Source organism: Micromonospora sp. NPDC048871, assembly GCF_043198155.1.
Lineage (GTDB): Bacteria > Actinomycetota > Actinomycetes > Mycobacteriales > Micromonosporaceae > Micromonospora.
In genome coordinates this window covers 47,412-60,351 of record NZ_JBICUM010000021.1, presented here as the reverse complement: position 1 = coordinate 60,351, position 12,940 = coordinate 47,412, and the positions used below count along the sequence as shown (strand labels likewise).

General features: G+C 66.0%; 15 protein-coding genes and 2 tRNA genes. 5 read left to right on the top strand and 12 right to left on the bottom strand.

Annotated elements, in window-relative coordinates; translation table 11 throughout:
• Nucleotides 1-679 precede the first annotated feature (679 nt).
• The gene (locus ACGFIK_RS27150; RefSeq protein WP_102660820.1) at nucleotides 680-907 is read left to right on the top strand and encodes a hypothetical protein; all 228 of its coding nucleotides are present in this window, start codon (nucleotides 680-682) and stop codon (nucleotides 905-907) included.
• Between the two features lie 6 nt (nucleotides 908-913).
• Here ACGFIK_RS27150 and ACGFIK_RS27145 read toward each other — a convergent pair whose 3' ends face one another.
• The 6 genes from ACGFIK_RS27145 to ACGFIK_RS27120 all read right to left on the bottom strand — a co-directional run bounded on the left by ACGFIK_RS27145 (nucleotide 914) and on the right by ACGFIK_RS27120 (nucleotide 6,339).
• Nucleotides 914-1,711: a carbon-nitrogen hydrolase family protein gene (locus ACGFIK_RS27145; protein WP_393342055.1), complete on the bottom strand. Its 798-nt coding sequence runs from the start codon at nucleotides 1,709-1,711 to the stop codon at nucleotides 914-916.
• Between the two features lie 59 nt (nucleotides 1,712-1,770).
• Nucleotides 1,771-3,066 (bottom strand): ATP-dependent Clp protease ATP-binding subunit ClpX, encoded by a 1,296-nt coding sequence (gene clpX / locus ACGFIK_RS27140; RefSeq protein ID WP_327024486.1) that lies wholly within the window; start codon nucleotides 3,064-3,066, stop codon nucleotides 1,771-1,773.
• Between the two features lie 206 nt (nucleotides 3,067-3,272).
• Nucleotides 3,273-3,935 carry an ATP-dependent Clp protease proteolytic subunit gene (locus ACGFIK_RS27135; protein ID WP_393342053.1) on the bottom strand — a complete coding sequence of 221 codons (663 nt, stop codon included), beginning with the start codon at nucleotides 3,933-3,935 and terminating at the stop codon, nucleotides 3,273-3,275.
• Nucleotides 3,936-3,949: 14 nt separating this feature from the next.
• Nucleotides 3,950-4,588, bottom strand: a complete 639-nt coding sequence (locus tag ACGFIK_RS27130) for an ATP-dependent Clp protease proteolytic subunit (RefSeq protein ID WP_327024484.1) — start codon at nucleotides 4,586-4,588, stop codon at nucleotides 3,950-3,952.
• Between the two features lie 172 nt (nucleotides 4,589-4,760).
• The gene (gene tig / locus ACGFIK_RS27125) at nucleotides 4,761-6,107 is read right to left on the bottom strand and encodes a trigger factor (RefSeq protein ID WP_327024483.1); all 1,347 of its coding nucleotides are present in this window, start codon (nucleotides 6,105-6,107) and stop codon (nucleotides 4,761-4,763) included.
• A 158-nt stretch (nucleotides 6,108-6,265) separates the two neighbouring features.
• Nucleotides 6,266-6,339, bottom strand: a tRNA-Pro gene (locus tag ACGFIK_RS27120).
• A 256-nt stretch (nucleotides 6,340-6,595) separates the two neighbouring features.
• Between ACGFIK_RS27120 and ACGFIK_RS27115 the strand changes: the two genes are divergently transcribed.
• Nucleotides 6,596-6,669 (top strand) — tRNA-Gly (locus ACGFIK_RS27115).
• A 103-nt stretch (nucleotides 6,670-6,772) separates the two neighbouring features.
• On the opposite strand, the gene ACGFIK_RS27110 is transcribed toward ACGFIK_RS27115, so the two are convergent.
• From ACGFIK_RS27110 to ACGFIK_RS27085, 6 genes are all read right to left on the bottom strand, one after another.
• Nucleotides 6,773-7,036 (bottom strand): tyrosine-type recombinase/integrase, encoded by a 264-nt coding sequence (locus ACGFIK_RS27110; protein WP_393342050.1) that lies wholly within the window; start codon nucleotides 7,034-7,036, stop codon nucleotides 6,773-6,775.
• Nucleotides 6,988-7,593, bottom strand: coding sequence for a hypothetical protein (locus ACGFIK_RS27105; RefSeq protein ID WP_393342047.1), 606 nt, complete (start codon nucleotides 7,591-7,593; stop codon nucleotides 6,988-6,990). Before ACGFIK_RS27105 ends, ACGFIK_RS27110 begins: the two co-directional genes overlap by 49 nt.
• A 263-nt stretch (nucleotides 7,594-7,856) precedes the next feature.
• On the bottom strand, nucleotides 7,857-8,744 hold the full coding sequence (locus ACGFIK_RS27100) for a hypothetical protein (RefSeq protein WP_393342045.1): 888 nt from the start codon (nucleotides 8,742-8,744) through the stop codon (nucleotides 7,857-7,859).
• A 33-nt stretch (nucleotides 8,745-8,777) separates the two neighbouring features.
• Nucleotides 8,778-9,116, bottom strand: coding sequence for a hypothetical protein (locus ACGFIK_RS27095; RefSeq protein WP_393342042.1), 339 nt, complete (start codon nucleotides 9,114-9,116; stop codon nucleotides 8,778-8,780).
• Complete coding sequence (locus tag ACGFIK_RS27090) at nucleotides 9,113-9,700, bottom strand: hypothetical protein (protein ID WP_393342039.1); 588 nt, start codon at nucleotides 9,698-9,700, stop codon at nucleotides 9,113-9,115. Before ACGFIK_RS27090 ends, ACGFIK_RS27095 begins: the two co-directional genes overlap by 4 nt.
• Nucleotides 9,693-10,136 carry a DivIVA domain-containing protein gene (locus ACGFIK_RS27085; RefSeq protein ID WP_393342036.1) on the bottom strand — a complete coding sequence of 148 codons (444 nt, stop codon included), beginning with the start codon at nucleotides 10,134-10,136 and terminating at the stop codon, nucleotides 9,693-9,695. Before ACGFIK_RS27085 ends, ACGFIK_RS27090 begins: the two co-directional genes overlap by 8 nt.
• 277 nt (nucleotides 10,137-10,413) lie before the next feature.
• Here ACGFIK_RS27085 and ACGFIK_RS27080 point away from each other — a divergent pair, with 277 nt between their 5' ends.
• The 3 genes from ACGFIK_RS27080 (at nucleotide 10,414) to ACGFIK_RS27070 (ending at nucleotide 12,813) form a co-directional block, all read left to right on the top strand.
• Nucleotides 10,414-10,635 carry a winged helix-turn-helix domain-containing protein gene (locus tag ACGFIK_RS27080; RefSeq protein ID WP_074477664.1) on the top strand — a complete coding sequence of 74 codons (222 nt, stop codon included), beginning with the start codon at nucleotides 10,414-10,416 and terminating at the stop codon, nucleotides 10,633-10,635.
• Nucleotides 10,636-10,750: 115 nt separating this feature from the next.
• Nucleotides 10,751-11,341 (top strand): hypothetical protein, encoded by a 591-nt coding sequence (locus ACGFIK_RS27075; RefSeq protein WP_393342034.1) that lies wholly within the window; start codon nucleotides 10,751-10,753, stop codon nucleotides 11,339-11,341.
• Nucleotides 11,342-11,577: 236 nt separating this feature from the next.
• The gene (locus ACGFIK_RS27070) at nucleotides 11,578-12,813 is read left to right on the top strand and encodes a PIN domain-containing protein (protein WP_393342031.1); all 1,236 of its coding nucleotides are present in this window, start codon (nucleotides 11,578-11,580) and stop codon (nucleotides 12,811-12,813) included.
• The last annotated feature ends 127 nt before the right edge of the window (nucleotides 12,814-12,940 follow it).

The following is a 12,940-nucleotide window of genomic DNA, read 5'->3' as shown; positions in this document are numbered from 1 at the left end:
AGAAATCAAAGACCTCCAGCCGGCACGGGGCATAAACTACTTGGCACTGGCTTATCAAACACCCTGTTGAGTTCTCAAAGAACAACCACACACCAAACTCGGCCTCGAATCCGAAACCTTGTCTGGGGCAACCGCTCCAAACTATCCGAATCGTTCTCGCGGGTCAAACCTTAAGCTCAGGCTCAGACCTTCTGAGATCGTTCGGGCCCGCGGTGGCGCACGCCTCTCGGCGGTCGCTTCTTCCGTGGAGAACCGCAGACCGGCCAGTTGCCCTCAGGCAACCCGCCCGGCTCCTGCCGGCTCCAGAACCTTACCCGGTCGGCTTCGCGATTGCAACCTCAACTTCAGGCCCACTCGCACCGCCCGGTCTCGGCCTCACGATCACTCGTAAGACCGGCGCCCGTTCTCGGCCGGTTTGCCCGGCCTCCCTCGTGCAGAGAGAAAGTTACGCGCACCCACCGGAGAAGGCAAATCAGCGACTGTCGATCAGGGATCAGCATCCAAAGGTGTCTCTCATCCGGTCGGGGTTCGGGTGAGCGGAATTCACCGGCAGCCCGTCCTGCGCACGGGCGTCAGCTACCTGCCCTCGGGCGCACACTCCTGGCACGTACAAGCATCTGCGCAACTGTGTCCTCGCGGCGGCGACCGCAGAGGGCACCGGCGTGCCAGAGTGTCTGACATGGATGACGTGTCCCGGCCTACCAGCCCGGTCCTCGCCGAGGACGCGCTGCTCGGCCTGTTACTCCCCTTCTGGCAACTGATCATCGGGGCCTTCGTGCTCTTCGCCGTGGTGGTGTCGATCGGGCGGCTGGTCCGGCGGGGCCCCTCGCGAATGAGCACCGCCCTGCTGGTGACGGCCGTGGCCATCGCCGGCTTCGCGGTGGTGGGGGTACTGCTGCAGGGATAGTCGCGCTCAGAGCCGGCGGTTTGCCAGGCTGGGCAGTTCTGCTCGGTTGCGGGCCAGCCGGTCGATGTCCACCTCAGCGATGGCGAACCCGGGGCCGTCCGGCACCTGGGACAACACCGTCCCCCAGGGGTCGATCACCATGCTGCGCCCGTAACAGGTCCGGCCCGGCTCGTGGTCCCCGGTCTGTCCGGCAGCCGCGACGAAGCACTGGTTCTCGATCGCTCGGGCGCGCAGCAGGACCTCCCAGTGGTCACGCCCGGTGTGCATCATGAAGGCCGCCGGGACCACGAGCAGATGAGCACCACCCTCGGTGGCGAGTTGCCGGTAGAGCTCGGGGAAGCGCAGGTCGTAACAGATCGACAGCCCCACCCGCAGCCCTTCGACCTCCACCACCACGGACTGGTCGCCCGGGGCCACCGAAGCCGACTCCTGGTACGAGACCCGACCGGGGATCTCCACGTCGTACAGGTGGATCTTGCGGTAGCTGGCGGCGAGAGTGCCGGCGCGGTCGAAGACGAGGGTGGTGTTCCAGGTGTGCTCGGGGTCGGGGCCGGCCTCGTGGAAGGAGCCGGCGATGAGCCAGATGCCCCGTCGACGGGCGACGTCGGCGAAGAACTGACCCACCTCGCCGCCGACCGGTTCCGGCGCCGGCATCTTGGCACCCGGCCCCAGATAGTCGACATACTCCGGCAGGAGCACCAGGTCCGCGCCGGCGTCGGCCGCGCGATCGATCAAGGCCTCCGCGGCGGCGAGATTCGCCTTCCGGTCGTCGCGGGAGTTCAGCTGGCAGACGGCGACGCGCATGACAGCCAGGGTACGGGCGGACGGTCGAAACCGGCAGGGTAAGGCACTCCCCTACCGGATCAGGCCGACTTCTCCTCGCGCTCGCGTCGGGCCCGACGTCCGGTGAACTCGCGCGGGACGATGGTCGGGTTGACGTTCTCCAGCACCACCTCACGGGTGATGAGCACCCGGGCGGCGTCGGGGTTGCTGGGCACCTCGTACATCACGGAGAGCAGGACCTCTTCCATGATGGCGCGGAGGCCACGGGCACCGGTGCCGCGCAGCATGGCCTGGTCGGCGATGGCCTCCAGAGCCGGTCGCTCGAACTCCAGCTCCACCCCGTCGAGCTCGAAGAGGCGTTGGTACTGCCGGACCAGGGCGTTCCGCGGCTCGGTGAGGATGCGCACCAGGGCCGTCCGGTCGAGGCTGCGGACACTGGTGATCACCGGCAGGCGGCCGATGAACTCCGGGATCAGCCCGAACTTGAGCATGTCCTCCGGCATCACCTGGCTGAAGATGTCGTCCGTGGAACGCTCGGAGACGGCCCGGAGCCGGGCGCCGAAGCCGGTGCCGCCGTGGCCGGTACGCGCCTCGATGATCTGATCCAGGCCGGCGAAGGCACCACCACAGATGAACAGCACGTTGGTGGTGTCGATCTGGATGAACTCCTGGTGCGGGTGTTTGCGGCCGCCCTGCGGTGGCACGTTCGCCACGGTGCCTTCGAGCATCTTCAGCAGGGCCTGCTGGACGCCCTCGCCGGAGACGTCACGGGTGATCGACGGGTTCTCCGACTTGCGGGCGATCTTGTCGACCTCGTCGATGTAGATGATGCCGGTCTCGGCGCGCTTGATGTCGTAGTCGGCGGCCTGGATCAGCTTGAGGAGGATGTTCTCCACGTCCTCGCCGACGTAGCCAGCCTCCGTCAGGGCGGTGGCGTCGGCGATGGCGAAGGGCACGTTGAGCATCCGCGCCAGGGTCTGCGCCAGGTGGGTCTTGCCACACCCGGTCGGGCCCAGCAGCAGGATGTTCGACTTGGCCAGCTCGACGCCGTCGTTACCGGCGCCCGGCGCGTTGGCCGCCTCCGCCTGGATGCGCTTGTAGTGGTTGTAGACCGCGACGGCGAGCGCCTTCTTGGCCTGCTCCTGCCCCACCACGTAGGTGTCGAGGAACTGGCAGATCTCCATCGGCTTGGGAAGCTCTTCCCACTTCACCTCGCCGGACTCGGCCAACTCCTCTTCGATGATCTCGTTGCAGAGATCGATGCACTCGTCGCAGATGTAGACCCCGGGGCCCGCGATGAGCTTCTTGACCTGCTTCTGCGACTTGCCGCAGAAGGAGCATTTGAGTAGGTCGCCGCCGTCACCGATCCGTGCCACCTACGTTCTCCCTGCACTCATCGGCCGGAGCCCCGGCCACGACCTGCGGACGCTTCGCTCTGCCCGTCTCCACCCACCACGCCGGTCGCCCGACGAAGCGGTACTGACCCGACGTTACCCGCTGCGGGGGCATTCTCCGACCCCCAAAACGGGTGTGTCAGAGGCCGGCGGGTGACAGACCCGGCCGGCCCCTGATCCCGTGCAGGTCAGCCGGCCGCGTTGGCGGCCAGCAGACCCTTCTTGCGACTGCTGAGGATCGTGTCGACCAACCCGTACTCCCGGGACTCCTCGGCCGTCATGATCTTGTCCCGGTCGATGTCCTTGCGGACCTTCTCGACCGGCTGGTTGCAGTGCCGGGAGAGCATCTCCTCCAGCTGGGTCCGCATCCGCAGGATCTCCCGGGCCTGGATCTCGATGTCCGAGCCCTGCCCGTAGCCGCCCTCGGTGGCCGGCTGGTGGATGATGATCCGCGAGTTCGGCAGCGCCATCCGCTTACCCGGAGTGCCGGCCGCCAGCAGCACCGCCGCAGCGGAGGCGGCCTGGCCGAGGCAGACCGTCTGGATGTCCGGCCGGACGTACTGCATGGTGTCGTAGATCGCCGTCATCGCGGTGAACGAGCCGCCGGGCGAGTTGATGTACATGATGATGTCCCGGTCGGGGTCCGTCCCCTCCAGGGTCAGCAGCTGGGCCATCACGTCGTTGGCCGACGCGTCGTCCACCTGAACGCCGAGGAAGATGATCCGGTCCTCGAAGAGCTTGTTGTACGGGTTGGATTCCTTGACCCCGTACGACGTGCGCTCGACGAACGACGGCAGGACGTAGCGGTTGTGCACGGCCGCGAACTGGGGCGGCAGGCTGAGGTCGGTCATCGTCTGCTCCTCGATCAGCTCAGGGTCCCGGCGCCCTCGGGAACCTGAGCGGCCCCGATGATCACCTTGTCGATGAAGCCGTAGTCCATGGCCTCCTGGGCGGTGAACCAGCGGTCGCGGTCCGAGTCCGCCTCGATCTGCGCCTGGGTCTGTCCGGTGTGGTGCGCGACCCGCTCCTGGAACATCCGCTTGGTGTAGAGCATCTGCTCGGCCTGGATCGCGATGTCCGAGGCGGTACCGCCGAGGCCACCCGAGGGCTGGTGCATCATGATCCGGGCGTGCGGCAGAGCGTACCGCTTGCCCTTGGTGCCCGCGCAGAGCAGCAGCTGGCCCATCGAGGCCGCCATGCCCATCGCCACGGTCGACACGTCGTTGTCGATGTACTGCATGGTGTCGTAGATCGCCATGCCGGAGTAGACCGAGCCACCCGGCGAGTTGATCCAGAGGAAGATGTCCCGGTCCGGGTCCTCCGCCGCGAGCAGCAGCAGCTGCGCGCAGATGCGGTTGGCCACCTGGTCGTTGACCTCACTGCCGAGGAAGATGATGCGTTCCTTGAGCAACCGGTTGTAGACCGAGTCGTCGAGGTTGCCAATTGAGTCGCCGCCTCGGGCGTCGAGCGCCCGCGGCTTCGCTGGGATGTGCATGTCGGTCATGGCAGCCCTTCGCTCTCCGTACCGTCCTGTCCGACACTAACCGCTCAGCCGGGCGGCAGAGTCCCGCTCCGGGCACTGTTCGCTCTCAGCGCAGGGGGCCCGGGACTCGTACCCGGAAAGGGGTCGGGCCACCACCCACCGCGACCGGCGGACGGTGGCCCTCACCCGACGATCAGTGCTCGTGCCCGTGCTCCGCCTCGCTGGCCTCGCGCAGCGCGTCCAGGCTGATCTCGTTGCCTGCGGTGTCCTTGATGGTGATGCGCTCCATGACCGCGGCCAGCGCCTTGCCCCGGCGGACGTCACCGAAGACCGCGCCGGCGGCGCCGGAGCGCACCAGCTGGTCGTAGTACTGCTGGGGGGCCATGCCGGCCCGCTGGGCGCGGTGGACGATCTCGTGGCCGAACTCGTCGTCGGAGACCTGCACGTCCTCGGCGTCGGCGAGGGTGTCGAGCAGCAGCTGGACCTTGATGCCCTGGGTGGCGGCCTCGGTCAGCTCGGCGTCGATCTGCTCCTCGGTCTTCTCCTCGGCGGCCAGGTAGTCCTCCATCGAGGCGCCGATCCGCTCCAGCTGGTCGACCATCGCCTGCTTGCGGCTCTCCACCTCGTCGCGGATGACACCCTCCGGCGCCGGCACCTCGGCGGCCTCGACGAGCTGCTCCAGGGCCTTGTCCCGGGCGGCGTAGATCTGCTCGACCCGCTTGCCCCGGGTGACCCGCTCACGCAGGTCGTTGCGCAGCTCCTCCATGGTGTCGAACTCGCTGGCCAGCTGCGCGAACTCGTCGTTCAGCTCGGGCAGCTCCTTCTCCTTGACCGTACGCACGGTCACCAGGACCTCGGCGTCGCGGCCGGCGAAGTCGCCACCGACCAGCTGGGTGGTGAAGGTGGTGTCCTCGCCGGCGGCGAGGCCGACCAGGGCCTCGTCCAGGCCCGGCAGCAGCTGCTTGCTGCCCACCTCGTGGGAGATGTTGCTGGCCGAGCCGCCCGGCACCTCCTCGCCGTCGACGGTGGCCCGCAGGTCGATCTGGACGTAGTCGCCCTCGGCCGCGGCCCGCTCGACGGTCTTGAGGGTGGCGAACCGCTCGCGCAGGTTCTTCACCTGCTCGTCGATCTCGCTGTCGTCGATCTGCAACTCGTCGACGACGACCTCGAGGGAGGCCAGGTCCGGCACGGTGATCTCCGGCCGGACGTCCACCTCGGCGGTGAAGTTCAGCGAGTCACCGTCGTTGAACTCGGTGATGTCGACCTCGGGACGGCCCAGGGTCTTCAGGTCGTGCTCGCGGACCGCGGCGAGGATGTTCTGCGGGATCGCCTCCTGCACGGCCTCGTTGAGCACGGTGCCCCGGCCCACCCGCTGGTCGATGATCGCCGCCGGCACCTTCCCCTTACGGAAGCCGGGGATCTGGATCTGCTGGCCGATCTCCCGGTACGCCTTCTTGAGGCTCGGCTCGAGCTCGACGAACGGCACCTCGATGGCGAGCCGCACGCGCGTCGGGCTCAGAGTCTCGACGGTGCTCTTCACAGGCGTACTCCTTGACGGATCTCGGTTGATTCTGGGCGCACTTCGGCCCATCGAGTGTAGGCGAACCGGCGTGGCCGACCGGCAGCGCCCAGGGACCCGGCGGCGAAGCATCCCGCTCGCCCACCGTCCCGGGTGCACCGGCCCCACGCTGGAGGCAGTCGGGGTGGCGGGATTTGAACCCACGGCCCCTCGCTCCCAAAGCGAGTGCGCTACCAAGCTGCGCCACACCCCGTGGCGTCGAGCAGTCTATGCCTTCGACCCGACAACCGGATGCCGGGGCATCCCCCAACGCGCCGAACAACCCCAAACCGGACACGCCTGGCTTGTGTGCTGGCCGCCGTTTCGCCGATGTTGCGGCATCGGTGCCGGCCGGATACCCCCAGATCGCCGAAACCGCGGGGCCGACGCCGGCGCGGCGGCGGGGATACGGCCGCGCGCTCATCGCGGGCATTGGGTAGGCTGTCGGCGCGCCCGGGTTCCGGGCGTACGCGGGCGTAGCTCAATGGCAGAGCTTCAGTCTTCCAAACTGACGGTGCGGGTTCGATTCCCGTCGCCCGCTCCATCAATACATGCAGGTCACCCCCGTGATCAACGATCTACGTCATGGCTGTACATCTATCTCCGACGGCTAATTTCTCACGGTTGTGTCACACAGGGGTTGTTGATCATGCGGGACGGTGGTCCCGCTCCCGCCCCTGATCGCCGACCAGACCCACCACTGGGGCAGCGGGTCCGACGCCTGTTAGCGCCTGCATCAACGTCGCGCCGGTACTGTGCAGTGCTCCGTCCTGCGAGTGGACGTACGTCTTGAGCGTGAAGGCCGCGCTCGCGTGGCCCAACCAAGCGGAGATGACTGCCGCAGGTACTCCCCGCAGGTGCATCAACGTTCCGCAGGTGTGCCGCGCGTCGTGCAGGCGGATGACAGGCAACCCAGCTTTCGCCGCCAACCACTGGAACCTGTCGCCGTACCACTCCGGGCGTGGCGGCCGACCCAGCTCGTCGCCGACAACAAGACCTGACTTCTCGTACGCGCGCCGGCCTCAAGGCGCTCGGCTGCCTGGCGGACCTTCAGTGCCTTGAGGGCTGCTACGAGAGTCGCGTCCAGCGGCAGCGTGCGTCGACCGCGCTCGCTCTTGGGGTCTTCCTCGAACACCTCGCCCGCAACCGATACCCGCGCCTTGTAGATGGTGATGGTCGGTGTCCCCTTGGCTACGCCCAGCTCCTCGGCACGCTCGCCGGTGAGGTCGACCCACTCCCAGCGGAGCCCTACGACCTCGCCGCGCCGCAGCCCGTAGAGACTGAGGCACCACGCCGCATACAGACGGTCCTCGGCGACGTAGACAAGAAACGCCATCGCCTGTTCTGCCGTCCAGGTCTTCAACGCCTTCGGCCGGTGAGTCGGCCGCTCCACCAGCTTCGCCACGTTCCGGACGATCAACCCCTGCTTCTCGGCGCTGTCCAGGGCTCCGGACAGTACGGCGAGCATCACAGACGGATCGCGGCGACAGGCTCTGCTTCTGGACGTTGCCGACCCTGCGCCCGCTGGTGAGCATCCAGTCAACGAGGCCGTCCAGGTCCGCCTTGCGGAGCTTCTGCACCTCAACATCCCCGAACCGCTCAACGACAGGCTTAAGTGCATCCCTGTACGCCCGAAGCGCCCCGGCCCGCAGGTTGCGCTTCCCAGCAAGCCAGGTGGGGAGGTACTCCCCCAGGGTCAGCGTCGAGGGCGCGACGTAGGTCCCCGTCGACTTACCGGCGATGATCTTCGCCCGCTCTGCCTTGGCTTCCCTCAGCGTGTCGTAAGAGATCATCCGTCTGGCCCCGCATGGCGCGCAGGTTACCCGGGTCGAGATCCTCCTCCATGACCACGTGCCTCCGATGCCACTTGAGATAACGTCGGGTAGAGCGCTTACTCGGCCGGCCTTCCTCTGCCTCTGGGCCTTCGTACACCTCGCGGCGGATCCGCTTGTCGATCTTTGCGTACTCCTCGTCGTCCATGAACGCCTGAATCATGATCGGTGGGCGGGCGAAGATCGTGGCGCCGTTCCCGAGTTCCAGGTAGACGCCGTAGACGGTTTGGAAGACACCATGGTCACGAAGCACGCCATTGAGTAGTCCCCACATGCTTTCCTTGTCGTGGAGCAAGATGATCTCCTCGCCCGCCTCGATACGTTTGGGCAAAAGATCACCCCAGGGGCTATCGGCCGGTTGAGGCTCGAATTCAAATACTGTGCCCAGGTCTAGTTCCACGACGTACAGACACCTGGCAACGCTGATGGCGGAACGTCCGCTGTTTCTGGCGAACACGGCGTTGACCGGCTGCCACTGATGCTCTTGGTCCGGGGCTCCTTCGACCTTGCGCTTGTTCTTTTGGACGCGCACCTTTGCTGGCTTCTGCTGTTCAGCCTTCTTGCGTCGCTCCCACGGATCGCCCTCAATCCGAGTAATCTTGGATCGCCCATCTTGGAAATACACATGCAGGATGCCGCCCTCGTCCACGTAGCCCTGGCCGAGCTCCGCGGCGACCTCGGCACCGCTCTTGCGGAACGACCTGAGAGCCCAGGCGATCGTCCACAAAAGACTGCCGACGCCGACGGTCGCGCCGACGATGGCGAGGGTTAACTGGATACCGGACATGAGACTCAGCGTAAGGAGACTATGCACGCATGGCTACTTCGACCGACCCAGGCCGTTAGAATTCGGCACGCCTACCGTCGATCGACGCACCGCTGGCGACATGTTCCTTCCCCGCTGAATGTTGGCCGTGGCTGCTCGCTGGGGTCGGTGCTTTTGAAAGATCACTAAGCCCGCAGGCTGGACGAAGATCTCCCGGCTGGCGACTGCGTTTCCCTTGTCGTCCAACTGGTAACCCCGGAGCCAGACCCAGCCGTCGTAGGTGTGCAACTCGGTCAGCACCTTGATCACCTTGAAGGTCATCGGCCGAATGAACTGCACTGACGCCGCACGGGTCACACGGATGACGTCTCCCGAAGCCGGAAGCTCGCTCACGGCGTCGCGAAGCCGAGTGAAGACGATCTCTGCACGCAGGCGGCTCGATGGGTGGCATACAGCTTCTCTACCGACTGGCTGACCTTCTCAAGGCCCGCCGGCGACTTGATGGAGATTGTGAGGTTGGGAGTTTCGATGCGAACCTCGGTGAGCTGCTCCATCGAGAAGGAAACCGAACTGTCTTGGGCAGCCCCGCTGGTCAACACGGGTGGCACTGGGTCGACGGTCAGCATCCTTGAGGGCATCAGTCCACGGTCCTGGTCGATCATCTTCCAACCTCCTCGCTGGTGCACCTGCTCCCGTCGTTTGACGGGCTTGATCTCGTGCTCCTGGGTCGCCCACATCTCCAAGGGCTTGCTGCACCACCCCACGAATCGCTCGGTGATCTCGGCCGTGCTCATGCCGTCGATCTCCTGGTGGGCGTCGCGCAGGTACTCGCTCATGTAGTGCACGAGCGTCCGGACGTTGCACTGGCACAGCTCCTTGAGCTGGCGCTTGCGTGTTAGACACGGCCAGGGCTCGCCGCAGACGAGGCAGTTCCAGTCCGGCCTCGACGGGCCGTGCATCGCCGGGTAGTCAGTCATCGCCCCGCCCGTTTCCCGGTCGCCCGTGGCTGCCGTGCTGGCGACTTGAATACGGCGGCCACAGAGGCGCCCGCCTGTACTCACCGCGGCGACGCTGCCCCCATGGCTCGTGTGGACTCCAGCGCTCCGCTCGCAGATCCCCCAGAGCCTCCTGGTGGCAGCGAGCCTCATCCCGAGCAGCGACGATCTCTCGGTAGAGCGCGTCCAGGTCGGCTTCGACGCGACGCAGGAAAGTCGCGACTGCTTCCGGGTCGAGCCCTCGCCGGCCGAACCGAGTCATCGGGAAGCGCTGCCAGCGGACCTCTACTGGTGTCAGCAGGCGCTGCGTGGTCCGGTAGATCCCGCCGCTCTCGGTGGTGCCGTCGGCGCTACCGCCGGACCCCCTAGAGAGGCCGTCACCGGCCGGCCCGGTGGGGGTATCGGTGCTCCGCTCCATGTCCCTCCGTCCCTCGCTGTCGACAGCGACGCCCGGCCCGACCGCCGAAACGGCTCGCCTTGGTGTGGCTGGTTGCTCATCGGGGTTCCGGTGCCTGCCGCAACTTGGCACGGGGGGACAAGCGGGCAGGCACCGGACTTGTGCCCCTCCTGGTGCGACCCGAGGACGAACACGACCCGGAGCTTAATCAACTATGTCTACTTGGTCTAGCCGCCTCGACATAGTTGATGCGGCTTTCTGAAAGTGATCTACTCGGGGTGCGACCCGAGGAGTACAGATGCCCGCCAAGTACGAGCGGGTGGCCGAGGCCATCCGCGAGCAGATCCGGAGCGGCAAGCTCGCCGTGGGAGACAAGCTCCCGTCTACCGCCGAGCTGAAGGCCGAGTACGACGTTTCCTACGGCTCGATCCGTGGAGCCATGCTGGTCCTCAAGACCGAGGGCCTGGTCGAAGGCCGCCAGGGCGAGGGCGTCTACGTCAAGGCCAAGCCGGCAGACTGACTGCCCTGGCCACTGCCACCGAGGAGCATGATCGCGACCCGGGGCACGGAGGTGCGCGGGGAGGACTCACGCTATCTCACTACCCACGGCGAGATTAGACAGCCAGACTGCTGGGATGACTGAGGCAGCGGCGGCTACCCCCGACCCCTGGTCGCCAGCACATCACCCAGAGTCGATCGCCGTCACCGAGGCGCAGTGGTGGATCTGGACACTCCGGCTCTGTGCGCGCCGCCTCGACGAGCAGGAGCTTGGCCTGTGGCTGCCTGACCCACGGCAGATTGACGCCCGGCAGTTCGCGGTTGCCCTGCGGCAGGTCGAGTACGCCGCCGGCATGATGCTGAAGGGCACGTTGCTCGACTGCCGCCCAGCAGCTCGGGTGAAACTAGAGGCCGCTCGGCAGCGCTTCTTGGACAAGGTCCCGGGCGCAATCGCGGCCCGAGACATCTTGATCCACTTCCACGACTACGCCCTCGGTGAAGGCAACCGTCAGAAGCAGCAGAAGAAGCGAGACGGTGCAGCAGCCGCAGCTCGCGATCACTGGGGAGGCGGGTACGACCCGGCCACCGGCGAGTTCAGGCTCGGCCCGCACCGCATCAACATCAAGCTGGCATTGGAGGAAGCCGAGGTTCTCTCTGATGCCATCTACTTGGCGGCGAAGGCGTTCGACGACTACCAGGCTGCCCAGCGGAGGGCTGGCGCCTCCTAGCGGAGGATCTCCGTCCGGTCAGCGGGAAGTCGGAGCCACCCCTGGTGCCCCTTGTGGACTCGCACCTGTAGACAATCTCGACGGCGACTACGGGCATGCTGGGTACCCCAGCAAGACGAACGCCGGCCCTTGTCGAGAGGCGCTGCCTCGCCGACGGCAAGCCGATACTGCACCCAAGTTCTGAATCTGAGAAGGTTGCCGCACGAGCCAGACCAGCGTGGACGGAGCCACCACCCTTGATCATTCTGGACACCAACATCCTCTGGGACGTGACGCCAGACAGCAGCACTGCCGACCTCCTCCGGGCACTCAAGGCAGCCAACATTCAGGTCGCTGTCCCGTGGGTGGTTTTGGAGGAACTGGCCTCACACCGAACTCTCCCGTACGTGGAGGCGCACGCTAAAGCAGCTTCGGCGATCAACGAGCTGAGAAGGCACGTCCCGTGGTCAGGAGGGGCACCTAGCCTCGATCAGGTCAACACGGAGCGGCACCGTGGGCACTGGCGAAACATGTACCAGCAGATGGTCGAGGTTATCGAGCCGGACGTGGAGTTACTGCAGACCGCGCTCTTCCGGGAGTCCAACATCCTCGCGCCGTGCAAGCGGGTCGGCGGCCAGAAAGGCGACAAGACCGGCTCCCGGGATGCTGCAATCTGGCTGACAGCCGTCGGGTACGCACGCGACCACGAGGACGAGAAGGTCTATTTCGTCAGCGCGAACACGAAGGACTTCGGCGATGGCACAGATTACCCGGAGCCGATGAAGTCCGATCTCGCAGGCATCGAGGACCGCTTCTTTCACCTCACATCCCTGGACGACGTCGTGGAGCGCTTCGCGGCGCCGGCCGAGATCGACTCGGAGTTCCTCCCCGCGCTCCTGGCACGCGAGGAGACGATCGAGCTACTTAGGGATGCGCTGTCCGAATATCTACCGACGTTCGCCTCCAGAGGCGACGCCGCATTGCTGAACAGGGGACTTTCCTACACCCGCCTCGGTGACGACGAAGGGGCGGGAGAAGTCGGCTCCGCTTTTGCGTGGCTCAACCCGCCCTCACTCACTTTCGAAGGCATATCCGACGTGACCGCCCACAGAATCGGTGGGCACGACTGGTACATGGCCACGGTATTGCTGTTCGCCTCCGGTTTCGTGATGCTGACCGGACCAAACTTCACCCCTGCGGCGAACGCTCTCGAAGCCCGGGTACTGGTGACCCAGGACAAGACCGGCGTACGTCCATCGGTCCTGCGATGCAAGCGGCCCCGAGTCCTCACCACCGAGGAGGTCAGCCGAGTTCCGACCACGTGGACCAACTGGCAGCCGGACCCAGATGCGCCATTCCCGCTCAACCGCCTGCCCAGGCATGCCTCTGACAAAACGGGCTCGCTTTCTCAACCCGAGTCATCAATCGTCCTCCTCACCGTCATGGCGGGGATGGCAATCGATGCTTTTTTGAGTCGAAAGAGGGCGAAGTAGAGAAGCCTCCTCCTGGCCGTTGTTTGGGGTGGGGGAGCCCTTATTTTTAACACACCCAAAACCCCCCAAAAGCAAAAAAATAAACACAACCCCCCCCACGCGGATTCAGCCGGCACCGCCCCACGCA